This window comes from uncultured Jatrophihabitans sp. (assembly GCF_964251945.1).
GTDB lineage: Bacteria > Actinomycetota > Actinomycetes > Mycobacteriales > Jatrophihabitantaceae > Jatrophihabitans.
The window spans coordinates 342,996-368,412 of sequence record NZ_CAXULP010000002.1 but is presented as its reverse complement, the minus strand read 5'-3'; the positions used below and the strand labels follow the sequence as shown (position 1 = coordinate 368,412).

Genomic DNA, 25,417 nt, shown 5'->3' with positions numbered 1-25,417 from the left:
GCCCTAGCATGCCGTCGATGGCCGACCTGTTCGACGGTTACCCGCTCGGCGCCGCCTGGGACGAGATGATCGCGGTCGACGGCAGCGCCCGCGCCCCCTACCGGCTGCTGCACGAGTCGATGCAGCGCAGCGGCACCGGTGAGCTGCGCGCCGGCGTAGACGCCCTCGCCCGCGCCTACCTGAACCAGGGCGTGACCTTCGACATCGGCGGCGAGGAACGGCCGTTCCCGCTGGACATCGTCCCGCGCGTCATCGACGACGAGAGCTGGCACGAAATCGAGTCCGGCGTCCGGCAGCGGGTGCGCGCGCTCGAGGCGTTCCTCGCCGATGTGTACGGCGCCTGCCGCGTGGTGTCCGACGGCGTGGTGCCGCGCAGCGTGATCACGTCCTCGAAGCACTTCCACCGCGCCGCGCACGGCATCGAGCCGCCCAACGGGGTGCGGGTGCACGTCGCCGGCATCGACCTGATCCGCGACGAGCAGGGCCGGTTCCGGGTGCTCGAGGACAACGTGCGGGTGCCGTCCGGCGTCAGCTACGTGCTCGCCAACCGCACCGCGATGCGCCAGCAGTGGGCCGACGTGCTCGGCCGGCTGCGGCTGCGGCCGGTGTCGCACTACCCGCAGCGGCTGCTGGCCGCGTTGCGCGCCGCGGCGCCGCCCGGCAGCTCGGCCAGCGCCGACCCGAACGTCGTCGTGCTGACGCCGGGCGTCTACAACAGCGCCTACTTCGAGCACGCCTGGCTGGCCCGCGCCATGGGCGTCGAGTTGGTCGAGGGCCGCGACCTGGTGTGCTCCGGCGGCGTGGTGCGCATGCGCGACACGTTCGGCGAGCGGCGGGTCGACGTCATCTACCGCCGAGTCGACGACGAGTACCTCGACCCGGTCCAGTTCCGGTCCGACTCGATGCTCGGCTGTCCCGGTCTGCTGACCGCGGCGCGCGCCGGCAATGTCACGATCGCCAACGCCGTCGGCAACGGCGTGGCCGACGACAAGTTGATCTACACCTACCTGCCCGACCTCGTGCGGTACTACCTCGGCGAAGAGCCGGTGCTGCCGAACGTCGACACCTGGCGGCTGGAAGATGAAGGCGCGCTGGAAGAAGTCCTCGACCGGCTCGACGAGCTGGTCGTCAAACCCGTGGACGGCGCCGGCGGCAAGGGCCTGATGATCGGGCCGCAGGCCTCGAGCGTCGAGCTGGCGGCGATGCGCCAGCGGCTCGTCGCCGAGCCGCGCGGCTGGATCGCGCAGCCGGTGGTGCAGCTGTCGACGGTGCCGACGCTGATCGACGACGCGATCGCGCCGCGGCACGTCGACCTGCGGCCGTTCGCGGTCAATGACGGCGACGACGTGTGGGTGCTGCCCGGCGGCCTGACCCGCGTCGCGCTGCCGGCCGGCTCGCTGGTGGTCAACTCCAGCCAGGGCGGCGGGTCGAAGGACACCTGGGTGCTCGCCGGCGAGCGGAGCGCCGTGGCCGGCCGGCGTCCCGAGCGCGCGGCGCCCTCGGCGCACGGGCCGATGCCGGCCGTCGAGTCTGCCGCCGATGTCGAGGTGCGCCAACAGCAGCAACAGCAGCAGCAGGCTCGCTGATGTTGTCGCGGATCGCGGAGTCGCTCTACTGGATCGGGCGCTACGTGGAACGGTCCGAGGCGACGAGCCGGATGGTCGACGTGCACCTGACCCTGTTGCTCGACGACCCGTGGGCGGCCGAGGACGTCGTCTGCGCGTCGCTGCTTGCGGCGATGGGCCACGCGGAGGCCGAGACCGAGGCCGTGCGGCGGGACGAGGTCCTCGAGGCGCTCGTGTGGGATCCCACGACGCCGGCGTCGGTGCTGGGCTCGCTGAGCTCGGCACGCGACAACGCCCGCCGCTGCCGGGAAGTCGTGTCGTCCGAGCTGTGGGAGAGCGTCAACGTCACCTGGCACGAGGCGAACCGGCTCGACCACCGCGCGTACCCGCACGCGTTTCTGAAGTGGGTGCGCGAGCGCGCGGCGGCCTTCACGGGCACGGCGGACAGCACCCTCTCGCGCGACGAGGCGTTCCACTTCCTCGTCCTCGGCCGCAGCATCGAGCGGGCGGACATGACCGCGCGGCTGGCCGCGGCGCGCGCGCTGGCCGGCGACGCCGGGCCGTCGTGGGTGACGCTGCTGCAGAGCTGCGGCGCGTACCAGGCGTTCCTGCGCAGCGCCCGCGGCGCGGTCGACGAGCGGCGCTCGGCGGAGTTCCTGCTGCTCGACCCGCTGTTCCCACGATCGTTGATGAGCGCCTTGGTCGTCGCCGAGCGCTGCCTCGACGACCTCGCGATCCGGCATGGCTCGGCCGAGCGCGGCCGGGCGCTGCAGGCGCAGCGGGTGCTCGGGATGATCCGCTCGGAGCTGGAGTTCGCGCCGCCGGCCGAGCTGCTCGAGGACGTCTACCAGGTGATGGAGCGCGTGCAGAGCGCGTGCTCGGTGGCGAGCGACGCCATCGCGCAGCGCTACTTCCCGCAGGGCGTCGTGACCTCGTGGATTGCGTCATGAGAGTGGGATGCCGATGACCGCGCGGTATCGCGTCCAGCACACGTCGCGCTACGACTACGACCGCAGCGTCGCGGCGTCGATGAACGAGGCGCGGGTCACGCCGTTGCAGACCGCGTGGCAGATGCGGCTCGAATCCAGCATCGCGATCGACCCGGTCACCTGGAACTACCGTTACACCGACTACTGGGGCACCGAAGTGCGGGTCTTCGAGGTCAGCGGCCCGCACCGGCACCTCGACATCCGCGCCACCAGCCTCGTCGAGATCGACGCCACTCGCCGGCCGGACGTGGCCAGCGATCTCGCCTGGCCCGACGTCCGGAATGCGACCGTGCACGACGAGCTCATCGAGTACCTGACCCAGACGCCGGTCACCGAGCCGCCGGCCGCACTCGCCGCCCTCGCCGAGCAGATCGCCGCCGACAACCCCCCGGCGCAGGCCGCGCGGCTGATCGCGGGCGCCGTGCATGACGCGCTGACCTATCTGCCCGGCGTCACCGAGGTGCGCACCACCGCCGTGCAGGCGTGGGCGGCCGGCCGCGGCGTCTGCCAGGACTACACGCATCTGGTGGTCGGCGCGTTGCGGCACGTCGGGTTGCCCGCTCGGTACGTGTCCGGCTATCTGTACCCCGGCGGCGAGCCGCAAATAGGCGACAGCGCCCTCGGCGAGAGCCACGCCTGGGTCGAGTGGTGGCTGGGGGAGTGGGCCGCCTACGACCCGACGAACGCCAGCGCGGTCGGCGAGCGGCACGTGATGGTGGGCACCGGCCGCGACTACGGCGACGTCCCGCCGATCAAGGGCATCGTCGCGGGTCAGCAGAGCGAGACAGTCATGCGCGTGACCGTGGAGCTGACTCGGCTGGCGTGACGCGCTTTGTCCAGGTTTGGCGCCGCCTGCCGCCGGGTACGCCTTGGAGGCAAGGATAGTTCGCACGCAACAGGAGAGGGCGGAAATTATGAGCGCCACGGACAAGCTCAAGAACACCATCGAGGACGCGGGCGGCAAGGCCAAGGAAGCGGTTGGCCGCGCCACCGGCGACAAGTCGACCGAAGCCGAGGGCCGTAACGACCAGGCCAAGTCCGACCTCAAGGACGCCGGCGAGAAGGTCAAGGACGCGTTCGGGCACTGACCGACGCTGCACTGACTGCGCGAAGCGGCCCCGGGCATCTGCCCGGGGCCGCTTCGTTGTGCTGTGCTCACGCGACTCCGTCCCACTGACAGTGGTCACTTGGGACGTCAGTGGTCGCCCGTAGGTGACCACTGACCCGCGCAAATGACCACTGTCAGCGGCAGTTCAGCCGAACTCGACGCCCTGCGCCAGCGGCAACTCCGTCGAATAGTTGACGGTGTTGGTCGCGCGGCGCATGTAGGACTTCCAGGCGTCCGAGCCGGACTCCCGGCCGCCGCCGGTCTCCTTCTCGCCGCCGAACGCACCGCCGATCTCCGCGCCGGACGGCCCGATGTTGACGTTGGCGATGCCGCAGTCGGAGCCGTCGGCAGCGAGGAAGCGCTCCGCCTCGCGCATGCTCGTCGTGAAGATCGACGAGGACAGCCCCTGCGGCACGTCGTTGTGCATCGCCAGCGCATCATCGAAGTCGTCGTAGCTCAGCACGTACAGGATCGGCGCGAACGTCTCGGCCTGCACGATCTCCGACTGGGTCGGCATCCGCACCACGGCCGGCTGCACGTAGTAGGCGCCGGGCGCGTCGTCGGCGAGCACCCGGGCGCCCCCCACGACGAGTTCGCCGCCGTTGGCCTGCGCCTTGGCGAGCGCGTCGACGTACCCGGCGTAGGCGGCCTCGTCGACAAGCGGGCCGACGAGCGTCGCGCTGTCGAGCGGCGAGCCGATCGGCAGCGTCGCGTACGCCGCCGCAATCCGGGCCACGAGCTCGTCGACGATCGACGAGTGCGCGATCACCCGCCGCAGCGACGTGCACCGCTGGCCGGCCGTGCCGGCGGCGGAGAACACGATGCCGCGCACGGTGAGGTCCAGGTCCGCCGACGGCGTCACCACGGCGGCGTTGTTGCCGCCGAGTTCGAGCAGCACGCGGCCGAAGCGGGCGGCGACTCGCGGCGCGACGGCACGGCCCATCCGGGTCGACCCGGTCGCGCTCAGCAGGGCGACGCGCGGGTCGCCGACCAGCGCCTCGCCTACTTCGGCGCCGCCGAGCACGACCTGGGACAACCCGGCCGGCGCGCCGACCCGAAGCGCGGCCTGCTCGGCGAGCGCCTGGCAGGCGAGGGCGGTGAGCAGCGTCTTCTCCGACGGCTTCCACACCACCGGATCGCCGCAGACGAACGCGAGCGCCGCGTTCCACGACCACACCGCGACCGGGAAGTTGAACGCGCTGACGACGCCCACCACGCCGAGCGGATGCCACTGCTCCATCATCCGGTGGCCGGGTCGCTCTGAGGCGATCGTGCGGCCGAACAGCTGACGCGACAACCCCACCGCGAGATCGCAGATGTCGATCATCTCCTGAACCTCGCCGAGGCCCTCGGAGCGGATCTTGCCCGCTTCGATCGAGACGAGCGCGCCCAAGTCGTCCTTGTGCGCGCGCAGCAGCTCGCCGAGTTCGCGGACGAACGCTCCGCGCACCGGGGCAGGCGTCGTGCGCCACTGGCGGAAGGCGTCGGCAGCCCGGCCGACCGCGTCGGCCACCTGCGCCGGCGTGTGCGCCGCCAGCCGGCCCAGCTCGCCGCCGGTGATGGGGCTGCGCGCGCTGAGCTCGCCCGGGCCGTCCAGTTCACCCGGCTCGTGCAGAGCTTGGACGCCCAGGCGCCGCAGGATCGCCGCCGTCTCGGCGGCGAGGTCGGCGTGCGCAGGCAACGGCATGGCGTGCTCCTTCGAGATGCTGATGTCACCTCAGCCTATGCCGTAAGTTGTGCTTATGGCCACCCCAGGCGACTCGGCAGAGCTGCTCGACGTCGCGCGGCTGCGGCTGCTGCGCGAGATCGGCCTGCGCGGCTCGATCGCCGGGGCCGCCCGCGCGGTGGGGATCACGCCGTCGGCTGTCTCCCAGCAGCTCGCCGCGCTCGAGCGGGAGACCGCGACGTCGCTGGTGGACCGCTCGCCGCGCGGCGTCGAGCTGACCGGCGCCGGGCATGCCCTGGCCGCCCGCGCGGAGCAGGTGCTCGACGTGCTGGCCGCGGCTCGCGCGGACCTTGATCGGTTGGCCGGTTCGGTGGCGGGCCCGGTCCGGCTGGCCGCCGTGGCGAGCGCGGCCGCGACGTTCGTGTCCTCGGCGGTCTGCGCGCTGCGCGTCGACGAGCCGGGACTGGCGCTGTCGGTCGTCGCCACCGAGCCGGAGCAGGGGATCGGACTGTTGCTCGCCGGCGACGTCGACATCGCGATCGTCGACGAATACGACTACGTCCCGCTCGCGGTGCCGGACGCCGCGACCGTCCGCGAGCTCGCCGTCGAGCCGCTGGTGCTGGTGCTGCCAGCCGGGGCGCGCCGGCGCCGACCGACGCTCGCGAGCCTGGCCGACGCCGAGTGGGTGATGCCGCCCGCAGCCGCCGCCTGCGGCCGCGCGGTGCGGGCGGCCTGCCGCACGGCGGGGTTCGAGCCGCGGGTGCGCTGGCAGACCGACGACATGCTGTTGCTCGTCCGCGCGGTCGCCGACGGACACGGGGTCGCCGTGCTGCCGCGCCGCGCTGTCGCCGCCGATTCAGCGCCAGTCGCCGTCCGCACGTTGCGCGAACCGGTGCTGCGCAGGCGATTGCTCGCCGTGGCGCGGGCGAGCGCGGCGCAGCGTCCGGCGGTGGCGACGGTGCTGGCCGCGCTGGGCGCCGCTGTGTCGAGCTGACGACTCGGCGCATCCGCGACACGCGACTCGCCGAGCCGGGATAGCACGTCTACCGCCTTGACGGATTGGAACGACACGCGTGTAATTTGAACCATGTCATTTAGCGGCAGTGTCCGCACATCACTGGGGGAGGCCGCCATGCCGGATCTGAGCGCCGTCGACGGCACGCTCGACGCTTCGTTGGGCTCCGCCGAGCTGGCCGAGATCTTCGGCCTGCCCGAGGAAGCCAGCTGGCAGGAGCGCGCGCTGTGCTCGCAGACCGATCCGGAGGCGTTCTTTCCGGAGAAGGGCGGCTCGACTCGCGAGGCCAAGCGCATCTGCACCGGCTGCGAAGTGCGTGCCGAGTGCCTGGAGTACGCGCTTGAGCACGACGAGCGCTTCGGCATCTGGGGCGGGATGTCCGAGCGGGAGCGCCGCCGGCTCAAGCGCCGCGCCGGCTAGGGGTCGAGTTCGTCGACGTCCTTGCCGAGGAACTCGGCGGCCAGATCGACGACCACCATGAACACCAGATCTGCCCGGTCCTCCGGATCCACCGCGCGGGCCTCGATCGGCCGGCGGTAGACCACCGCGACCGGCTGGGCGATCTCCGGCAGGCCGTCGCGGAACAGCCGGCCGAGGGGCACCCCGCGATCGACCACCACCGCCGGGTCGAATTGGGCCTCTGTCCCGCTGGGCGGCACGTCCTCCACCGCGAACTCCAGCCCGGCGAGCTCGGCGGCCCAGTGCTCCTCGACCTCCTCGACGGCGTCCATCACAAGGTCGTCGAACTGCTCGCCGCGGGTTCGGCGCAGCGGCACGCCGACCGGCGCAAGGTGCCCCCGCACGCCGCGCCCACGCCGGTCGCGTCTGCGGGGCGACGGCGCGGCGAAGCGGCGGGTCTGCCGGCTCTCGCTGCGCACGTCGCCAACCCTACGCAGGGCCGCTGCCCGCTCGTCAGCGCTGACCGGGCTGGACCGTTGCCGGCTCAGCGGCTGGGCCGACTCGCGGCGGCAGCGTCGACGACATCCTGGGCGGCGGGTTCCAGGTCGCCGCGCGCCGCCGCAGCGGCGAACGCGGCATAGACGTCGTCACCGACCTCGACGAGGGCGATCGACAGACGGCGGCGGCCGAGCGCGGGCAGCCGGTCGGCCAGACAGTTCACCGCGGCCCAATTCGACGTGCCGGCGGCCTCGCGCGCCGCTTCCGCGAGTTGGCCGGCGCTGACCCGGTCGAGCGCCGCCTCGGCGCGGGCGTCGTGGCACAGCAGCGGCAGCACGGCGAGCAGATCGCGGCCGCGAGCGACGCCCAGTGCGGCGCGCATGCCTGCGCCTGAGACCGAGGCCGCCAGCTCGGCGGCCGCCGCGTGCTCGCCTCGGCCGAACAGCTCGCGGGCGACCTCGGCGACCCGGGCCGGCGGCAGCGCGGCGATGACAGCGCCCGCTCGGGACGGGTCGAGGGCGAGCGCGAGGTCGGCCAGATACCGCAGCGACACCCGGTGGACGAGATCGCGCGCCTTCGCCGGCTCCAGCTGCTCGGCTGCGCGCGCGCCGAGGTGGGGCGGCAGGAACCGCTCCGCCAGCCGGCCGACGAGGGTTGCCGGAAGCAGGTTGGACAGGCCGGCCACCCGGGCGAAATGGTCGCGGCCGGCCGCAAAGTAGTACTCGCTGACCTGATCGTGCAGCGTTCGCAGGTCGTCTTCCGGCAGGCCGGCGAGCACGTCCAGCCGCCCGGGCGTAGTCGCCATCAGCCGCGCCAGGCGGACGAGTTGCGGGCTGCGGGGCAGCGCGCGGGTCGCGGCAGCGGCCGCGAAGGTTTCGGTGCGCAAAACCGAGCCGGCGGTCACGACAGGGTCCGCTTGACGACGGCGCGCATGGGCAGCGGCATGCTGCGCAGGCCCTGCTCGGTCGCCCGGTCGGCCGCAGCGGCGTGGTGCCGCCGGCCGGACTCGATCCGCTCGATCAGGCTGCGCAGCGACTCGGGCGCCAGCGCGCCGACGCTGTTCGGGGGCGGGCCGCCCAGCAGCGCGGTCAGCTGGGCGAGCTCAGCAGAGCCCGCCGCCGCGGACGGAGCCGACGGCACAGACAGGTCGTCGGACATCAGCCCTCCCGGTGGACCCAAACCCTGCGCGCAGTGGTATATCGCGCAAAACCGTACAACGAAATCGCAGTCGGCGACACGTTTACGCGCCGATCCGGCAAAACGGGTCCCGGCCGCCGCCTGGCGATACAGTCGCGCACTGTGAGGTTGGCCCAGCGCAAATGCACCAGGACGGGCTGCGGCCGGGTCGCGGTGGCGACCTTGACCTACGCCTATGCCGACCTCACCGCGGTCGTCGGGCCGCTGGCCAGTTTCGCCGAACCGCACTCCTACGACCTGTGCGAGGAGCACGCGGTGCGGATGACCGTTCCGCGCGGTTGGGAGTTCGTTCGGCATGTCGGGGAGTTCCCGACGCCGATCCCGCACGCGGACGACCTCGAGGCGCTGGCCGACGCGGTTCGCGAGGCCGCCCGCACCGATCCCGCACCGCGCGGCGAGGGAGAGCTGCGCACCGGCCGGCGCGGCCACTTGCGCGTCGTGCCGCCCGCCTCGCCCGGCTGAACCGCACCCCACCGCGCGGCGTCCGCCCCCTCTTTTCGCAACTTGTCCTCGCTTCGTCGGGCCAGGGCACTGGCTGGCGAGGACAACTTGCGGGGGAACGTCGGTAGGCTCTGGGCGTGGATCTCTCGGGGCTCGTCAAGGCGTATGACGTCCGGGGCGTCGTCCCGGACCAACTGGACGAGTCAATCGCCCGCGCGATCGGCGCGGCGTTTGTCGACGTCACCGGCGCGCAGCGGATCGTGACCGCCCATGACATGCGCGAGACCGGCCCCGGACTCGCCCGTGCCTTTGCCGAAGGCGCGATGCACCGCGGGGCGTCGGTGGTCGAGGCGGGGCTCTCCTCGACCGACATGCTGTACTTCGCCAGCGGCCATCTCGACCTCCCGGGCGCGATGTTCACCGCCAGCCACAATCCCGCGAAGTACAACGGCATCAAGATGTGCCGTGCCCGGGCCGTCGCGATCGGCCAGGACACCGGGCTGACCGAGATCCGCGACCGGGCCGGCGAGTATCTGGACGCCGGGCTGTCGGGCGCGGCCGCGCCTGGCGACGTCGAGCAGGTCGACCTGCTGACGCCGTACGCCGAGTACCTGCGCGGCTTGGTCGACCTCGCCGGCATCCGGCCGTTGAAGATCGTCGTGGACGCCGGCAACGGCATGGGCGGCTACACCGTGCCCGCCGTGCTCGGCGACAGCGTGCTCCCCGCCCTCCCGCTGGACATCGTGCCGCTGTTCTTCGAGCTCGACGGCTCGTTCCCCAACCACGAGGCCAACCCGCTCGAGCCGGCGAACATCGTCGACCTGCAGCGCAAGGTCGTCGAGGAAGGCGCCGACCTCGGCGTCGCGTTCGACGGGGACGCCGACCGCTGCTTCGTGGTGGACGCCGCCGGCGACGCCGTCTCGCCGAGCGCGATCACCGCGCTGGTGGCCACCCGCGAGCTCGCGAAGGCGCCGGGCAGCGCGATCATCCACAACCTGATCACCTCGCACGCGGTGCCGGAGATCGTCCGCGAGCACGGCGGGCGGCCCATCCGCACCCGGGTCGGCCACTCGTTCATCAAGGCGCAGATGGCCCGCGAGGACGCGGTGTTCGGCGGCGAGCACTCGGCCCACTACTACTTCAAGGACTTCTGGTTCGCCGACACCGGCATGCTGGCGGCCATGCACGTGCTGGCCGCGCTCGGCGAGCAGCCCGGCACGCTCGCCGACCTGACGGCCGAGTTCAGCCGCTACGTCGCGTCCGGGGAGATCAACTCGACCGTCGACGACCAGGCCGGCCGGATGACCGCAGTCCGCAAGGCGTTCGCCGACGACGCCAAGGATGTCGACGAGCTGGACGGCCTCACCATCGAGCTGCCGGACGGATCGTGGTTCAACATCCGCCCGTCCAACACCGAGCCCCTGCTGCGGCTGAACGTCGAGGGTCCGACGCAGGACGCGATGGCCGCCGTGCGCGATCGGGCGCTGGCCGCCATCCGCGACTGACCTCGCGCGAGCTCAGTTCGTTCCCGCCGTTGCGTTTCGCCAAGAAGGAGCCTGTCATGGCGCTCGACGCCGAACTGCTCGACCTGCTCGCCTGCCCGAGCGACGACCACGCCGCGTTGCGCGAAGACACCCGCGACGGCAAGCCGGTGCTCGTCTGCGCGTTCTGCGCGACGACCTACCCCATCGACGACGGCATCCCGGTGCTGCTGCTCGACGACGCCACGCCTGGACCGAACGGGATCGGCGTCGCAGCCGAACCCGCAACCGGCGACGCGGGCTGAATGCCGATCGACGAGGCGCTGCTCGACGACCCGGCGCGCCTGGCGCAACACGACGAGCAGGGCTTGCTCTGGGCGCTGGCGACGGCGGGCGCGCAGGTCCGGCGGGCGGTCGAGACGGCCGGGGACTTCGGCATCGAGCAGCTGCGCGGCATGGAGTTGCCGCGCGCCATGCTCGTCGCGACGGACTCCGCGCCGTCCTCCGGATCTCGATTGATCACCCGGATCAGCTGCACCCGAACCCCGGCCATCACGTGGCACGGCGTGGAACTGCCGCGCTGGGCCGGACCGGCCGACGCGCTGCTGATCGGCTCGGTGGACGGCCGGCATCCTCGACTCGCCGAGCTGACCGCCCAGGGCGCCGCGCGTGGGCTGGCGATGGCGGTCGTCGCGCCGGCCGGCAGCCCGGTGGCGCACGCCGCCGGCCGCACGCCCGTGCACGAGCTGCCCCGCGACCTCAATCCACGAGCAGCGCGCTGGGCGGTGCTGACCCCGCTGCTGCAGGCGTTGGACGTGTTCGGCGTGAACCAGATCCCGGCTGGGCTGCTGATCGAAGTGGCGAACGCGCTGGACGCGCAGGCCGAGATCTGCCGTCCGGACGGGGACGCGTTCGTCAACCCGGCGAAGGCGTTGGCCGTGGAGTTCGCCGGCGCGACACCGCTGATCGCCGGCGCCGGCGCGCTGGCCGGCGTGGCCGCCCGCGCCATCTCTGACGCGCTGCAGCAGTTCGCCGGCGCGTCGTCGGTGTCCGTGTCGCTGCCCGACGGCGTCGGCCGCGCCGGCGCGTTGCTGCGCGGCGCGGGCGCGCCGGCCGGCGAGGATTTCTTCCGCGACCGCATCGACGATGTCGCGTCCGTTCGAGCGCGGCTGCTGGTCGTCGGCGACGACGGCACGGCTGAGGACATGCTGCTCGGCGAGCGCTCGGACGCGCAGATCCAATTGGACGAGGTTGCGGCTCGACGTGCGGCGAAGGCGCTGCACGAGCTGGCCGGCAACCTCGGGCTGCGGTCGTCGAGCGTGCAGGTGCCCAGCGGCGACCCGCTCGCCCGCTTCGCCGCGGCGGCCGCGTTCGGCGAGTTTGCCGCGGCCTACCTGGCGTTGGGTCTCGGCCTCGACCCCGGGTCCCGCGGCCCGGCCGAGCGGGACCATTGATGCCTCGCTGCCAGACCGTTGAGTGGCGCGTTATCCGCTCAGTGGCCCGGAGTATCGCGCCACTCAACCGATATCGCGCCACTCAACGCGGAGGTTGGCGGTGAGCGCGGGCGGCGGCTCGAAGGCGATCTTCGCGGCGCTCGGCGCGAACGTCGGCATCGCGGTGATCAAGTTCGTCGCGTTCGCGATCACCGGGTCCTCGTCGATGCTGGCTGAGGGCGTGCACTCGGTGGTCGACTCTGGCAACCAGGGTCTGCTGCTCGTCGGCGGCCGCTCGGCGAGGCGACGCGCCACGCCGGAACATCCGTTCGGGTATGGACGCGAGCGGTACGTGTACGGCTTCCTGGTGGCGCTGATGCTGTTCTCGGCCGGCGGGTTGTTCGCGTTGTACGAGGGCGTCGAGAAGATCCGCCATCCGCACCACCTCGACGACCCGATCGTGGCGGTGATCGTGCTGGTCGTCGCAGTCGGCCTCGAGGGCTTCTCGCTGCGCACCGCGATAGCCGAATCGCGCCACCACAAGGGCAGCGACACATGGCTCGGCTTCATCCGGCACGCGAAGAACCCCGAGCTGCCGGTCGTGCTGCTCGAGGACGTCGCCGCGCTGACCGGTCTGGTGCTCGCGCTCGCCGGTGTGGGCCTGTCCGCGCTGACGCACCAGCCGGTGTGGGACGGCATCGGCACCTGCGCGATCGGCGTCCTGCTCGTGACGGTCGCCATCGTGCTGGTCGTCGAGACGAAGAGCTTGCTGGTGGGCGAAGCCGCCGCGCCCGCGGTGCTCGACGCGATCGAGGCCGGCTTGCTCGGCGCGGGCGTCGAGCGGATCGTCCACCTGCGCACGATGCACCTCGGGCCGGACGAGCTGTTGGTCGGCGCGAAGGTCGCGATGCCGCCCGGCGCGTCGCTGCCCGAGGTGGCCCGCGCGATCGACGCCGCGGAGGACCGGGTGCGGGCCGCGGTGCCCGCGGCGCGGGTGATCTACCTCGAGCCCGACCTCGACCGGAGCGCTCCGTGACGGTGGCGTTGCTCGACGGCGTCGCCCGCCGTTATGACTGGGGCTCCACGTCGGCGATCCAGCAGCTGCTCGGCGTGCCGCCCGACGGTCGGCCGATCGCGGAGTTGTGGTTCGGCGCGCATCCCGACGACCCGTCCGGGTTGGCCCTTGACGGACGCACGCTGGACGCGCTGATCGCCGACGACCCGCGCGCGGCGTTGGGCGATGAGGTGGCCGCGGAGTTCGACGGCCGGCTGCCGTACCTGGTCAAGATCCTCGCGGCGGAGAAGGCGTTGTCGATCCAGGTGCACCCGTCGCTGCCGCAGGCGCGCGCTGGCTTTGCCCGCGAGGACGCCGCCGGGGTGGCCCGCGACGCGGCCTGGCGCAACTACCGCGACGCCAACCACAAGCCGGAGCTGATCTGCGCGCTGAGCCGGTTCGAGGCGCTGTGCGGCTTCCGCGCGCCGGAGCGCAGCGCGGCGCTGCTCGACGAGCTGGCGGTTCCTGAGCTCAGCTTCCTCGTCGACCTGCTGCGCGGGCCGGACTCCCTGCGGGCCGCTTTCACCGGCCTGCTCGAACATCAGGATCCGGCCGCGTTGGCCGCTGCGGTCGCCGAGCGTGGGGACGTCGTCGAGGCGGCCGCGCACCCGCCGGTCGACGACGCCGACGTGCGGGCCGGCGCGCTGCGGGCAGCGGGCCTCGCCGCGCACGACCTCCCCGGCGACATCGGCGTCGTGCTCGCCCTGCTTTTGAACTACGTCGCGCTCGAGCCGGGTGAGGCGATCTTCCTCGGCGCCGGCAACGTGCACGCCTACCTGCGCGGCGTCGGCGTCGAGATCATGGCCAACAGCGACAACGTGCTGCGCTGCGGGCTGACGGCCAAGCACATCGACGTGCCCGAGGTGCTCGCGGTCGCCGACTTCGCCGAACTCGACGATCCGCGGGTGGCCGCGGTCGGCGGCGCGTATCCGACGCCGGCGCGAGACTTCCTGCTTTCCACGCTCGACCTCGAGACGGGCGAGCCGATGGCGTTGCACGACTCCGGCCCGTGCGTCGTGCTCTGCGGATCGGGTCAGATCACCGTCGACCGGTTGGCGCTGGCGAGCGGTCGCGCGGCGTTCGTGTCGGCCGACACGCGGGTGACCCTCGCGGGCAACGGCAAGGCGTTCATCGCCGCCGTCGGCTGAGCCGGCGGCTCACGACGCCGTCGGATCCTGGATCTCGGACGCGAACAGGATCGCCCCGGTCTTCGTGTCCCGGACCAGGAACAGGAACGGGTGGTCGAGAGCGACGACAGGGCCCGCCCGCCCGGCAGACGCGCTGACGGCGATCCCCGTCGCCGCTGCCGCAGTCGTGCCCTTCTCGCCGACTGACAGGTAGACCCGTTGCAGCACTTGGTCGACGTAGGTCGGCTCAGCGCTCAGCCCGGAGAGGTCGGCGGACCCGCTGTCGAAGGCCTTCCGCATGCCCAGAGCTTTGAGCGGGGCGTTGAGCGGAATCGTCGAAGTGGTCGTGAAGCGGGGCAGCGAGACAACCGCGCCGCCGTTCTTCAGCGACGCGCCGATCGTCTGCAGGGCCGAGGCGGACAGGCCAGCCGTGAAAGACGTCAGCGACTCATGGGTAGGCATAACCGCCAATGCTGCATACCGTCCGCCCTGGTACGGCAGCTGAACCGCCTGGTAGGCGCCGGTGACCGCCGTCGGAAACGTCTGGTCGCCGGTCATGAACTTCGCGGTGACGCGCCGGCCGCTGCCGGTTGTGAAGGTCATCGGCGTCGTCTCGCCGGCGTCGAACGGCGTCGCCCACTTCGCGTGGAAGTACAGCGCATTGGCGAGGACGAGCACGGTCGACGGGTCAAGCGAGTCGAACAGCTTGGTGATCTTGCCGTGGGTGTGCTCGCTGGTCCATCGGTTCAGGGCCGCGACGGCCTGGGCGTTGTGGCCGGCGAAGTCCGTCTGCCACACCCCCGTCGAGTAGTAGGCAGCCAACATCTGCAAGAACTGCGGGCGCACCGGGAAGCCGTTCTGCTGCCACAGGCTGTTGGCGGAGGAGAAGGTGATCGCGGCTTGCTTCGCGGCGCCTGCCAGCTCGGCCGACAGCGCCGACAGCCCGGCGTTCTGCAGCGCCGTGCTGAGCCCGGTCGCCTGCAGCGCCGCGGCGATCTGCGCCGCCGTCTCGCCGCGCGCCCCGTTCTGCAGCATGCCGAGCGTGACATACAGGCTCAGCGGCGAGACCGAGGTGTTGCCGCTCGAGCCGAGCTTGTGGAGCAGCGCGAGGGTCAGCCGCTGCTCGGCGGCGACCACCGGCCCGACCGCGGCCGCGTCGGGCTGCACGAGCGGCGTCGAGTCGGCGACCAGCTGCTGCGCGCCGTCGAGTCGAGCCGCGACGTGCACGCCACGAGGCGGCGCGGCCAACGGCACCGGCGCCGGGCTTCCCCCGCGCAGTTCGATCGCCGTTCCGCCTGCCGCGAGAGCGACGACGAGTGCCGCCGCGCCCAGCGCGCGTCGGTTGCGTCGGCGCCGCGCCGTGGCGCGGACGACGTCTCCCGGCTGCCAGCCGCTACCGGTCGGCGGGCGCCGATCGAGCATGCGCAGCCTCGCCTCGACGCCCGGACCCCGCGCGTCGTCCTCGGCCGCTGCGTCGTGCGGATCGGGTTCCTCGGTCACTGCGTCATCTCCTCGGTGCGATCTTCGCCGACGGCGTTCAGGTGAGTCGCCAATCGCGCGCGGCCGCGGGCGAGCCAGGACTTCACCGTGCCGCTCGGCGCGCGAAGTTCGGCCGCGATCTCCGCAACGCTCAGCCCGACGAGGTGATGCAGCACGATCGCCTCGCGTTCTGGCCGCGGCAAGTGCGCGAGAGCGGCCAGTACGGCGCCCTGGTCGTCGTCCCATCCCGGCACCGCGCCGTCGGGACGATCGCCGAGGACGGTCCGCCGGGCACGCCGCCAGCGGCTCACCGCGAGGTTGTGGGCGACCCTGCGCACCCAACCCTCAGGGTCGTCGAGCCGGCCGACTCGCGACCAGCGCCCCCACGCGCGGATGAACGCCTCCTGGACGTGGTCGAGCGCCTCGACCGGGTCGCCGGTGAGCGCTGCTACCTGCACGGCCAGCCGGTCGCGGGTGCGCGCGTAGAACGCGTCGAACGCCTCTGCGTCCGTCGCCGGGCCCGCACCGTCCATCAACGCCTCCCGCACGAGACACGCTCCCGCGGGCGCGCAGGTTGCACCAGAGCCGAATTCGAGCGAGGGCGAGTGCCGAAGTCAGCCGAAAAAGAACGGAGTCAGCCGACGGACGCGGACAGGCCGCTCGGCTCGTCCTGCGGCAACGGCCGCGGGAGCGCGTCGGACTGCCGCGCCACAAGCCAGTCGGTGACGCTGGCCGCTGGCATCGGCCCCGCGACCTGCCACCCCTGAATGCTGTCGCAGCCCAGCATCCGCAGCACCCGCCACTGCTCCGCGGTCTCGACGCCCTCGGCGATCGCCGGGAAGTCCAGCGCATGCGCGAGGTCGATCAATGCGCGGACAATGCGCACGGCCGTGTCGCTCTGCGCCATGGCGGCCACGAACGTCCGGTCGATCTTGATCTCGTCGACCGGCAGCGAGCTCAGCCGCGCCAGCGACGAGTAGCCGGTGCCGAAGTCGTCCAGGCTGATTCGCACACCCATGTCGCGCAGCGCGGTCAGCGTCCTGGTGGCCTCGTCCAGCTGGCTGGTGGCCATCCGCTCGGTGATCTCCAGTGACAGGGCAGCCGGCGCGAGGCCGAGGCGACGCAGGTGCCCGGCGACGAGGTCCGGCAGCGCGGCGCCGACGAGATCGGCGGGCGAGATGTTCACCGCCACAGGCAGGTCGAGGCCCTGGTCGCGCCAGGTCGCCGCCTGGCCGAGCGCGAGCTCGATGATCTTCGCGGTCAGCAGCGACATCACCCCGGAGCGCTCGGCCAGCGGGATGAACTGCTCGGGCGGAAGGAAGCCGCGGGCGGGGTGCTGCCAGCGCACGAGCGCCTCGACCCCGAGCGGCCGGCCGTCCGCGGCGGCGACCTTCGGCTGGTAATGAAGCTGGATCTCATCCGCCAGCAGCGCCTGCCGCAACTCGCCCAGCAGCGCGAGCTGATCGGCGGAGTTCTCGTCCCGCTCGGGGGAGTAGATCTCGACGGCGCTGCGCCGCTCCTTCGCCAGGTACATCGCGACGTCGGCACGCCGCAGCAGCGTCGTGCCGTCGACGCCGTGCGCCGGGCACATCGCGATGCCCAGCGAGAGGCTGACCTCCAACGTCAGCGTGTCGATCGCGACCGAGTCCGAGATCGACGCGCGGATGCGCTCGGCGACCACACGCGCCTCGATCTCGTCGACCTCGTGCACCAGCACGGCGAACTCGTCGCCGCCCAGACGCCCGACCACGTCGCCGGGGCGGATCGCGCTCCGCAGGCGGTCGGCCAGTTGGACGAGCAGCAGGTCGCCGACCTGGTGGCCCAGGGTGTCGTTCACCCGCTTGAAGTCGTTGAGGTCGATCAGCATGAGCGCGAACGAGCTGTTGTCGCGGACGTGGGCGGCGAAGGCCTCGTCCACGGCGAACTTCAGCGTCGACCGGTTCGGCAGGCCGGTCAGCGCGTCGTGGCCGGCCTCGTGCTCGCGAGCGAGCGCCACCTGCGCGGTGCTGTAGAGCAGGAGCAGCGGGATGAGCAGCAGCGGCATCAGCTGCCATTCGGAGACGCCGACGATCAGCACGAGCGGCGACATCGCCAGCACCGCGAGCGTCATCAGCGCGGTGTGCCAGAAGTCGTCGAAGAAGTTGCCGACGAACCCGCCGTCCCAGGCCAAAACGCCGGACACGAGCGCGTCGTTGACGACGAAGTAGACGACCCACGCCGCGGCCAGCCAGCCCAGCGAGGGAAGGTCGAAGCGCTCGCTCGGCTGGGACAACGTCGGATGGTGTTCCGCGGACAGCGTCAGCACGAGGTGGGCTGCGGCGGCGGAGATCGCGTACTGCGCCGGGTTGAACAGGACCTTCCACCACTGCTTTCGCGCGCGCAGGTCTGAGGCGAGCGAGCCGATCCCGACCATGACGATCGCCGGCCACGGGCCCCAGACGGACATCAGCGCGAAGATGAACGCCGTCGACATCACCACGCCGTTCGGGTCGTGGCCGCGGCCCTGCACCAGTGGCCGCAGCTCCAGCAGGACCGCGAGCGCGGCCGTCATGCCGAACGCCGGCGCCAAGGCGATCCGCGAGGTCGTGCACATCTCGACCAGCGCGACGGCGAGCAACGGCCAGCCGAGCAGCACCGAGACGTACCAGAAGACGCTGGACACCGTCAGGCGACGCAGGGTGAAACTCGGTGCACGGCTCATTCGCGGGGCCTCACGGTCACAAAGTTCGCCATCGAACCTAACAGTAATTTTATGCCCGGTTGCCACTCTGTGTAATCACAAGAAAATTGACACGACTGTGGTAGGTTTGCCCGCGATGCAGTCGCTCAGCATGAACCAGGCAGCCGACGCCACCGGCTGGTCCCAGCGCATGCTCCGCTATCTCGAGCAAGCCGGCCTGGTCGCGGCGTTCCGCACCCCCGGCGGCCACCGGCTCTACGGCCCCCGGCACATCGAGCGGCTGCAACGACTGCGCGAGCTGATCGACACCCACGACATCGGGATCACCGAGATCGCCTTCGAGTTGCGGATGCGGACCGATCCACAGCTCGCCCGGGCCGTCGACGAGTGGTTCGGGCCGATGCACCGGGCTGCCGCGCCGCCGCAGGCGGGCATCTACCGCCGGCTTGCCGCGGAAGGCGGCGCGCCGACCGGGGGCCCCACCCCGCACACCAGCTCGCACACCACCAGCCCGCACACCAGCAGCCCGCGCACCAGCACGGCAACCCCGCTGACGCACGACCACCCACCCATCGAAGGAGAACCTGTGACTATCACGTTGACCCCGGACTCAGCCGGCAGCGTCCACGACTTCAAGGTCAAGGACCTCGCCCTCGCCGCGTTCGGCCGCAAGGAGATCCAGCTGGCCGAGCACGAGATGCCGGGCCTGATGGCGCTGCGCCGGGAATTCGGCCCGACGCAGCCGCTGAAGGGCAAGAAGGTCGCCGGCTCGCTGCACATGACCGTGCAGACAGCTGTGCTGATCGAGACGCTTGCCGCGCTCGGCGCCGACGTGCGCTGGGTCAGCTGCAACATCTTCTCCACCCAGGACCACGCGGCCGCGGCGATCGTCGTCGGCCCGAACGGGACGCCGGAAAACCCGCAGGGCGTCCCGGTGTTCGCGTGGAAGGGCGAATCGCTGGAGGAGTACTGGTGGTGCACCGAGCAGATGCTCACCTGGCCCGACGGCTCGGGCCCGGACTCGATCGTCGACGACGGCGGCGACGCCACGCTGCTCATCCACATGGGCACTGAGTACGAGGCCGGCGGCGTCGTCCCCCAGGCCGAGGACACCGACTCCGAGGAGTACACGGTGATCCTGGACCTGCTGCGCCGCTCGATCACCGAGCAGCCCGGCAAGTACACCCGGATGGGCGCCAACATCATCGGCGTCACCGAGGAGACCACCACCGGCGTCCACCGGCTCTACGAGTTCGAGCGCGCCGGCACGCTGCTCTTCCCGGCGATCAACGTGAACGACTCGGTCACCAAGAGCAAGTTCGACAACAAGTACGGCTGCCGGCACTCGCTCATCGACGGCATCAACCGCGGCACCGACGTCATGATCGGCGGCAAGCTCGCGGTCGTCCTCGGCTACGGCGACGTCGGCAAGGGCTGTGTCGACGCGCTGCGCGGCCAGGGCGCCCGCGTGGTCGTCACCGAGATCGACCCGATCTGCGCGCTGCAGGCGGCCATGGACGGCATCGAGGTCGCCACCCTCGAGGACGTCGTCGGCAAGGCCGACATCTTCGTCACCACCACCGGCAACAAGGACATCATCATGGCCGACGACATGGCCAAGATGAAGCACCAGGCGATCGTCGGCAACATCGGCCACTTCGACAACGAGATCGACATGGCCGGCCTGGCCAAGACGCCCGGCGTGCACAAGGTCGAGGTCAAGCCGCAGGTGCACGAGTGGACGTTCGCGGACGGCCACTCGATCATCGTTCTCTCGGAGGGGCGGCTGCTGAACCTCGGCAACGCCACCGGCCACCCGAGCTTCGTCATGAGCGCCTCGTTCGCCAACCAGACGATCGCCCAGATCGAGATTCACAAGAACCCCGACAACTACATCGTGGACGGCAAGCCGACCGTCACGACGCTGCCGAAACACCTGGACGAGAAGGTCGCCCGGCTGCACCTCGACGCGGTCGGGGCGAAGCTGACGACGCTGACCAAGGGGCAGGCCGAGTACATCGGCGTCGACGTCGCGGGGCCGTACAAGTCCGACCACTATCGCTACTGATCGCACCCGCCCGAGGTCCCCGTCCGGCTTGCCGGACGGGGACCTCGCGGGTTCGGGTGGGACTCAGCGAGCTGTAGGCTCGCCCACCCATTGCACCCTTCGTTCTGGAGCGGCACGTTGACCGGTGGCGTCAAGGCCAAGACCAAACCCCTCTCGGCCAAAGTGCGCGCGCTGCGCGCCCGGCGCGACGCCCTGCTCACCCGGCGCGACGCCCTGCTCACCCGGCGCGACGCGCTGCTGGCTCGGCGCGAGCCCGGCGGCAATCCGCTTGAGGCCTACTTCGACGCCAACCAGGGCCGGCTCATCCACAAGTGGGTGCACTACTTCGACATCTATGACAGGCACTTCGCGCCGTTCCGGCACAAGCGGGTGAACGTGTTGGAGTTCGGCGTCTCCCAAGGCGGATCGCTGCAGATGTGGAAGCACTACTTCGGACGCCGCGCGCAGATCCTCGGCGTCGACATCAACGAGCGCTGCCGGCAGTTCACCGAGGAACGCATCGACGTCGTGATCGGCGATCAGGAAGACCGTGACTTCCTGCAGAGCATCGGGCGCCGGCTGGGGCACATCGACGTGCTGATCGAGGACGGCGGCCACACGGCGGGCCAGCAGATCGCGACGTTCGAAGAACTGTGGCCCTACATCAGCCCGGGCGGGGTGCTGTTGATGGAGGACCTGCACACGAGCTACTGGGACAACTACGGCGGCGGATACCAACGCCCAGGCACGTTCATCGAGTTCGCCAAGAATCTGATCGATCAGCAACACGCCTGGCACTCGCGCGAGCGCGACCGGTTCGACGTGGACGGCTACACCAAGACGATCCGCGGCATGCACGTCTATGACAGCATCATCGTCTTCGACAAGGGCGCGCTCAGCCGCCCGACCCATCGCAAGACCGGCACGCGGTCGTACTGAGCAGCCTGCCGGCCTGTCCTCGCGCAGGGACGGCGCTGCCCCACAACCTGCGAAAGATGCCACGATGGCAGCGTGAAACCTCGCGTGTTGGTGGTCGACGACGACGCCGCGCTCGCCGAGATGCTCGGCATCGTCCTGCGCACCGATCAGTTCGAGCCGTCGTTCGTGTCTGACGGCTCGCGGGCGCTGCAGGCGTTTCACGACACCAAGCCGGACATTGTGCTGCTCGACCTGATGCTGCCCGGCATGTCCGGGCTCGACGTGTGCCGCGCGATCCGGGCCGAGAGCGGCACGCCGATCATCATGCTCACCGCCAAGACCGACACCGTCGACGTCGTGCTCGGGCTGGAGTCCGGCGCAGACGACTACGTGGTCAAGCCGTTCAAGCCGAAGGAGCTGGTGGCGCGGATGCGCGCGCGGCTGCGGCAGCACGAGGACGTCGTCAGCGAGGCCCTGACGATAGGGCCGCCCGACTCGCCGATCGTCATCGACGTCCAGGCGCACCAGGTCACCCGCGGCGCCTCGCCGGTCGCGCTCACGCCGCTCGAGTTCGACCTGCTCGTGGCGCTCGCCCGCAAGCCACGGCAGGTGTTCACCCGCGAGGTGCTGCTCGAGCAGGTTTGGGGCTACCGGCACGCAGCTGACACCCGGCTGGTCAATGTGCACGTTCAGCGGCTGCGCGCCAAGGTCGAGCGCGACCCCGAGCGCCCAGAGGTCGTCCTGACGGTCCGCGGCGTCGGCTACAAGGCCGGCCCACCATGAGATCACCCCACGAAAACGCTCCGCACAGAACGCTGCACGTTTCCGCGGGGACCCCGAGGCAGAGACCGTGACCGCGGGCGGCGGGCGTTCTGGCCAACTGCTGCGCCATGGCGCACGAGGGGCGGCGCAGGCCGGCTTGGCCGTCGTCCACCGCGGCCTGCGGACCTGGCGCCGCTCGCTCGCCCTGCGGATCGGCGCGACGACGGTCGTTGTCGCGGGCTTGGTGGTGCTGGTCACCGGACTGTTCCTGGTCGACAAGGTCTCGCACGGCGTCCTCAACGCCAAGCGCGACGCGGCGATCAACCAGGCCCGCGTCGGGCTGACCACGGCGCGCGACGTGCTCGTCTCGGTGGACGCCGGCGTTTTCGAGGAGGTCTGCGACGCCCAGCAGCAGATCTCGGAAGACCTCACCGCCGGCGGCACCAGCGTCGGCGTGTTCAGCATCTATCTGGTGTCGAGCTCGAACACCGACTGCGAGAACCGCAGCCACGCGACGACGATCCCCCCGGCGTTGCGCTCGAAGGTCCAGCTCGGCGACCTCGCGATGCAATACGCCCCGGTGCCGCAGGGCACGACTCGGCGGCTGGTGAAGGGCCTGATCGTCGGCGAGCCGGTGCAGGCCGGCACCGGCACCTTCGAGCTGTACTACCTGTTCCCGCTACAGGACGAGGAGCAGACGATCGCCCTGGTGCAGCGCACCGTGCTCGTCTCCGCGCTGGCGCTCGTGCTGCTGGTGTTGGCGATCGCGCTGCTGGTCACCCGCCAAGTGGTGCGGCCGCTGCGCATCGCCGCCGAAACCGCGGGCCAGCTGTCCGCCGGCGACCTGTCGAAGCGGATGAACACCCGCGGCTCGGACGACATCGCCCGCCTCGGCGAGGCGTTCAACGACATGGCCGGCAGCCTGCAGCGCCAGATCCGCCGGCTCGAGGAGCTGTCCCGCTTGCAGCGGCGGTTCACCAGCGACGTCTCGCACGAGTTGCGGACGCCGTTGACGACAGTGCGGATGGCTGCGGAGTTCTTGCACGGCGCGCGTGCGGACTTCCCGCCGGAGCTGGCCCGCGCCGCAGAGCTGCTCCACGACGAGCTGGACCGCTTCGAGTCGCTGCTGGGCGACCTGTTGGAGATCTCCCGCTACGACGCCGGGGCCGCCCGGCTGGACGCCGAGGCCGCCGACATCGGCGGTGTCGTCTCCACCGTCGTCGCGGCCAGCCGCGTGCTCGCGGACCGGCACGGCAGCGAGATAGTCGTCGACGCGCCGCTCGAGCCCGTGCCGGTGGACATGGACGTGCGGCGGGTGGAGCGGATCTTGCGCAACCTGGTCGGCAACGCCCTCGACCACGGCGAGGGCAACCCGGTGGTGATCACGATCGGCTACGACGACAACGTGGTCGCGGTGACGGTGCGCGACCGCGGCGTCGGGCTGCGTCCTGGCGAGGCGGGGCTGGTGTTCAACCGGTTCTGGCGCGGCGACCAGTCGCGCAGCCGGCTGACCGGCAGCACCGGCCTGGGGCTGGCGATCTCGCTGGAGGACGCCCGATTGCACGACGGCTGGCTGCAGGCGTGGGGTGAGCGCGGCCGAGGCGCGCAGTTCCGGTTGACGCTGCCCCGACACGCCGGCCACACCCTCGTCCACTCGCCGCTGCCGCTCGACCCGGACGAGGTCGGCGAGGACCAATTCGAAGAGGACCTGCGATGAGCTCCGGCCGCCGGCGCGTCGCCGTGCTGCTGCCCGCGGCAGTGGCGATGTTGCTCGCCGGGTGCAGCGGCGTGCCGGCCACGTCGACGCCGCAGACGATCCAGACGGTCGGGCTCGGCGGCGTCGTCAACCCGCCGATCGTCCCGCCGCGCAACGCCCAACCGCGGGACATCGTGATCGGTTTCCTGGCCGCGGAGACGGTCGACCCGTCCACACAGAAGTCCAGCGAGGCCTTCCTGACCAGCGGCGCGCGCAACCGCTGGTCCTACTCCGGCGCGACGATCGTCAGCGACCTGTCCTACGGCACGTACAGCGCGACGTCGCACTCGGTGCCGGTGACCGGGCGCATCGTCGGCACGCTCAGCGCGCAGGGGGTCTACACGCCGACGTTGAACGGGGTGGGCGCCGGCGGCCAAGTCGCGACGTTCAAGTACGGCATCGCCCTCGTGAACGGCCAATACCGCATCGACCAGCCGGCCAACGGGCTGCTGCTCACCGACGCGCAATTCACCGCCTATTACCACCAGCACCCGCTGTACTTCTGGGACGCGATCCATCGCTACCTGGTGCCCGACGTCCGCTACACGGCCGAGACCGACGAGCGCACGCTCACGAGCTGGCTGCTGGCGCAGCTCGCCGCCGGGCCGCGACAGGATCTCGCGAGCGGCGCCGTCGCCACCGACACGCTGCCGGAACAGGCGAAGCGGCTGACCGCGTCCGGGACGTCCACCGTGCGCGTGCAGGTCGCCGGGAGCAGCGAGCTCGGCGGCCAGGCGCGCGACCGGTTGGCGGCGCAGTTGGCCTACACGCTCGGCGACACGCTGCACGGCGCGGAACTCTCAATCACCGACGGCGGCACGGCGGTGTCCATTCCCGCGGGGCGTGGCGCCCAATTCACCGTCGGAACGTTCCCGAGCGCGCTCGGCCCCCCGCCCGCGGCCGAGGCGGTCTACTACCTGCGCAACGGCCGGATCTATGCCGACAGCGGCAAACCGTTGCCTGGCGCGCTCGGCAACGGCTCGCTGCCGTTCGGCTCGATAGCGGTCACCCGGCCCGGCGGCACCGGCCGCCTGACGGTCGCCGGGGTGCAGGGCAGTGGCGCGGCCCAGCGGCTCGTGATCGCCACGGAGGGCGGCGTGGCGCGGCCGACGTCGGTGACGGGCCTGCTTTCCCGGCCGACGTGGGCGCCGGGCGTGCCCGTCGCCGACACCTCCGAGGTGTGGGTCGGCGCCGGCTCGCAGGTGTTCCGCGTGGTCACCAACGGCAAGACGGCGCAGGTGAGCAGCGTGTCCATTCCGTCAGCCGCCGGTGGCCGGGTGGTCGCGCTGCGCTTCAGCCCGGACGGCTCGCGCATCGCGATGGTGTTCGCCGGCTCGAACGGGGCGTCGCGGCTCTACATCGGCACGGTCGTCCGCTCGGCCAAGCAACCGCAGGTGGAGGCGTTGCAACAGCCGATCAGCCCGGAGGGAGTCGTGGTCCAAGACGTCGCCTGGAGCGACTCGCTGAAGCTGTTCGCGATCGGCTACCTCAAGAGCTCCCACGAGCCCGAGGTGTTCGAGACCGGCGTGGACGGCGCCCACTGGCAGAACCTCGGCATCGGCGGGCTGCCGGCCGCGCCGGACACGCTGTCGATCACCACCGCGGCTCCGGCGTGGGTGTCGGCCGACGGGTTCGTCTGGGTGCAGGAGTCGGGCATCTGGCAGTCGCCGGGCGGCACGGGGCAAACGCCGGGCACCGCGCCCGTCTACCTCACCTAGCAGCTGAGCGACGGCCGAGGGCGTCGTCCACAGGAGGCGGGCCGATCGCGGCCGTCATCCACAGTTGGCTCGACACGGCTGTGC

Annotated in this window: 24 protein-coding genes and 1 pseudogene; 18 read left to right on the top strand and 7 right to left on the bottom strand. The window is 71.5% G+C overall.

Annotation, left to right across the window (positions count from 1 at the left end):
* Positions 1 to 17: 17 nt before the first annotated feature.
* From ACFFBG_RS06665 to ACFFBG_RS06650, 4 genes are all read left to right on the top strand, one after another.
* Positions 18 to 1,586, top strand: a complete 1,569-nt coding sequence (locus tag ACFFBG_RS06665; protein ID WP_375476904.1) for a circularly permuted type 2 ATP-grasp protein — start codon at positions 18 to 20, stop codon at positions 1,584 to 1,586.
* Positions 1,586 to 2,515 (top strand): alpha-E domain-containing protein, encoded by a 930-nt coding sequence (locus tag ACFFBG_RS06660; RefSeq protein ID WP_375476902.1) that lies wholly within the window; start codon positions 1,586 to 1,588, stop codon positions 2,513 to 2,515. Before ACFFBG_RS06665 ends, ACFFBG_RS06660 begins: the two co-directional genes overlap by 1 nt.
* A 13-nt stretch (positions 2,516 to 2,528) precedes the next feature.
* On the top strand, positions 2,529 to 3,380 hold the full coding sequence (locus ACFFBG_RS06655) for a transglutaminase domain-containing protein (protein WP_375476900.1): 852 nt from the start codon (positions 2,529 to 2,531) through the stop codon (positions 3,378 to 3,380).
* An 88-nt stretch (positions 3,381 to 3,468) separates the two neighbouring features.
* Complete coding sequence (locus ACFFBG_RS06650) at positions 3,469 to 3,642, top strand: CsbD family protein (RefSeq protein ID WP_375476898.1); 174 nt, start codon at positions 3,469 to 3,471, stop codon at positions 3,640 to 3,642.
* 165 nt (positions 3,643 to 3,807) lie between these two features.
* On the opposite strand, the gene ACFFBG_RS06645 is transcribed toward ACFFBG_RS06650, so the two are convergent.
* Positions 3,808 to 5,349, bottom strand: coding sequence for an aldehyde dehydrogenase family protein (locus ACFFBG_RS06645; protein ID WP_375476896.1), 1,542 nt, complete (start codon positions 5,347 to 5,349; stop codon positions 3,808 to 3,810).
* A 55-nt stretch (positions 5,350 to 5,404) separates the two neighbouring features.
* Between ACFFBG_RS06645 and ACFFBG_RS06640 the strand changes: the two genes are divergently transcribed.
* The gene (locus ACFFBG_RS06640; RefSeq protein ID WP_375476894.1) at positions 5,405 to 6,322 is read left to right on the top strand and encodes a LysR family transcriptional regulator; all 918 of its coding nucleotides are present in this window, start codon (positions 5,405 to 5,407) and stop codon (positions 6,320 to 6,322) included.
* 138 nt (positions 6,323 to 6,460) lie between these two features.
* Positions 6,461 to 6,763: a WhiB family transcriptional regulator gene (locus ACFFBG_RS06635; RefSeq protein ID WP_375476892.1), complete on the top strand. Its 303-nt coding sequence runs from the start codon at positions 6,461 to 6,463 to the stop codon at positions 6,761 to 6,763.
* On the opposite strand, the gene ACFFBG_RS06630 is transcribed toward ACFFBG_RS06635, so the two are convergent.
* The 3 genes from ACFFBG_RS06630 to ACFFBG_RS06620 all read right to left on the bottom strand — a co-directional run bounded on the left by ACFFBG_RS06630 (position 6,760) and on the right by ACFFBG_RS06620 (position 8,398).
* Positions 6,760 to 7,221, bottom strand: a complete 462-nt coding sequence (locus ACFFBG_RS06630; protein ID WP_375476890.1) for a metallopeptidase family protein — start codon at positions 7,219 to 7,221, stop codon at positions 6,760 to 6,762. The genes ACFFBG_RS06635 and ACFFBG_RS06630 overlap by 4 nt on opposite strands.
* 65 nt (positions 7,222 to 7,286) lie before the next feature.
* Positions 7,287 to 8,144, bottom strand: a complete 858-nt coding sequence (locus ACFFBG_RS06625; RefSeq protein ID WP_375476888.1) for a hypothetical protein — start codon at positions 8,142 to 8,144, stop codon at positions 7,287 to 7,289.
* Entirely contained in the window at positions 8,141 to 8,398 is a 258-nt protein-coding gene (locus ACFFBG_RS06620; RefSeq protein WP_375476886.1) for a hypothetical protein, read from the bottom strand. Before ACFFBG_RS06620 ends, ACFFBG_RS06625 begins: the two co-directional genes overlap by 4 nt.
* A gap of 141 nt (positions 8,399 to 8,539) precedes the next feature.
* Between ACFFBG_RS06620 and ACFFBG_RS06615 the strand changes: the two genes are divergently transcribed.
* From ACFFBG_RS06615 to manA, 6 genes are all read left to right on the top strand, one after another.
* A complete protein-coding gene (locus ACFFBG_RS06615) occupies positions 8,540 to 8,899 on the top strand; it encodes a DUF3499 domain-containing protein (RefSeq protein ID WP_375476884.1) in 360 nt (119 codons plus the stop codon).
* Between the two features lie 116 nt (positions 8,900 to 9,015).
* Positions 9,016 to 10,383, top strand: coding sequence for a phosphomannomutase/phosphoglucomutase (locus tag ACFFBG_RS06610; RefSeq protein WP_375476882.1), 1,368 nt, complete (start codon positions 9,016 to 9,018; stop codon positions 10,381 to 10,383).
* A 56-nt stretch (positions 10,384 to 10,439) separates the two neighbouring features.
* The gene (locus tag ACFFBG_RS06605) at positions 10,440 to 10,664 is read left to right on the top strand and encodes a Trm112 family protein (protein WP_375476880.1); all 225 of its coding nucleotides are present in this window, start codon (positions 10,440 to 10,442) and stop codon (positions 10,662 to 10,664) included.
* On the top strand, positions 10,665 to 11,813 hold the full coding sequence (locus ACFFBG_RS06600) for a hypothetical protein (RefSeq protein WP_375476878.1): 1,149 nt from the start codon (positions 10,665 to 10,667) through the stop codon (positions 11,811 to 11,813).
* 100 nt (positions 11,814 to 11,913) lie between these two features.
* Positions 11,914 to 12,828 (top strand): cation diffusion facilitator family transporter, encoded by a 915-nt coding sequence (locus tag ACFFBG_RS06595; protein ID WP_375476876.1) that lies wholly within the window; start codon positions 11,914 to 11,916, stop codon positions 12,826 to 12,828.
* On the top strand, positions 12,825 to 13,994 hold the full coding sequence (gene manA, locus ACFFBG_RS06590; RefSeq protein WP_375476874.1) for a mannose-6-phosphate isomerase, class I: 1,170 nt from the start codon (positions 12,825 to 12,827) through the stop codon (positions 13,992 to 13,994). Before ACFFBG_RS06595 ends, manA begins: the two co-directional genes overlap by 4 nt.
* 9 nt (positions 13,995 to 14,003) lie before the next feature.
* Here the strand turns inward: manA and ACFFBG_RS06585 are convergent, their stop codons facing one another.
* From ACFFBG_RS06585 to ACFFBG_RS06575, 3 genes are all read right to left on the bottom strand, one after another.
* Positions 14,004 to 15,473 (bottom strand): serpin family protein, encoded by a 1,470-nt coding sequence (locus ACFFBG_RS06585; protein WP_375476872.1) that lies wholly within the window; start codon positions 15,471 to 15,473, stop codon positions 14,004 to 14,006.
* Positions 15,470 to 15,985 carry a SigE family RNA polymerase sigma factor gene (locus ACFFBG_RS06580; protein ID WP_375476870.1) on the bottom strand — a complete coding sequence of 172 codons (516 nt, stop codon included), beginning with the start codon at positions 15,983 to 15,985 and terminating at the stop codon, positions 15,470 to 15,472. Before ACFFBG_RS06580 ends, ACFFBG_RS06585 begins: the two co-directional genes overlap by 4 nt.
* A 101-nt stretch (positions 15,986 to 16,086) precedes the next feature.
* A complete protein-coding gene (locus ACFFBG_RS06575; protein ID WP_375476868.1) occupies positions 16,087 to 18,153 on the bottom strand; it encodes a putative bifunctional diguanylate cyclase/phosphodiesterase in 2,067 nt (688 codons plus the stop codon).
* A gap of 115 nt (positions 18,154 to 18,268) precedes the next feature.
* Between ACFFBG_RS06575 and ACFFBG_RS06570 the strand changes: the two are divergent.
* The 6 genes and pseudogenes from ACFFBG_RS06570 to ACFFBG_RS06545 form a co-directional block, all read left to right on the top strand.
* Positions 18,269 to 18,457 (top strand): annotated as a pseudogene (locus tag ACFFBG_RS06570) (MerR family transcriptional regulator); the annotation flags it as partial.
* A 273-nt stretch (positions 18,458 to 18,730) separates the two neighbouring features.
* Positions 18,731 to 20,200, top strand: coding sequence for an adenosylhomocysteinase (gene ahcY / locus ACFFBG_RS06565; RefSeq protein WP_375477226.1), 1,470 nt, complete (start codon positions 18,731 to 18,733; stop codon positions 20,198 to 20,200).
* 117 nt (positions 20,201 to 20,317) lie between these two features.
* On the top strand, positions 20,318 to 21,118 hold the full coding sequence (locus ACFFBG_RS06560; RefSeq protein WP_375476866.1) for a class I SAM-dependent methyltransferase: 801 nt from the start codon (positions 20,318 to 20,320) through the stop codon (positions 21,116 to 21,118).
* 72 nt (positions 21,119 to 21,190) lie between these two features.
* Positions 21,191 to 21,880 (top strand): MtrAB system response regulator MtrA, encoded by a 690-nt coding sequence (gene mtrA, locus ACFFBG_RS06555; protein WP_375476864.1) that lies wholly within the window; start codon positions 21,191 to 21,193, stop codon positions 21,878 to 21,880.
* 67 nt (positions 21,881 to 21,947) lie between these two features.
* Positions 21,948 to 23,576 (top strand): MtrAB system histidine kinase MtrB, encoded by a 1,629-nt coding sequence (mtrB, locus tag ACFFBG_RS06550; RefSeq protein ID WP_375476862.1) that lies wholly within the window; start codon positions 21,948 to 21,950, stop codon positions 23,574 to 23,576.
* The gene (locus ACFFBG_RS06545; RefSeq protein ID WP_375476860.1) at positions 23,573 to 25,333 is read left to right on the top strand and encodes an LpqB family beta-propeller domain-containing protein; all 1,761 of its coding nucleotides are present in this window, start codon (positions 23,573 to 23,575) and stop codon (positions 25,331 to 25,333) included. The genes mtrB and ACFFBG_RS06545 overlap by 4 nt, the downstream gene beginning before the upstream one ends.
* The last annotated feature ends 84 nt before the right edge of the window (positions 25,334 to 25,417 follow it).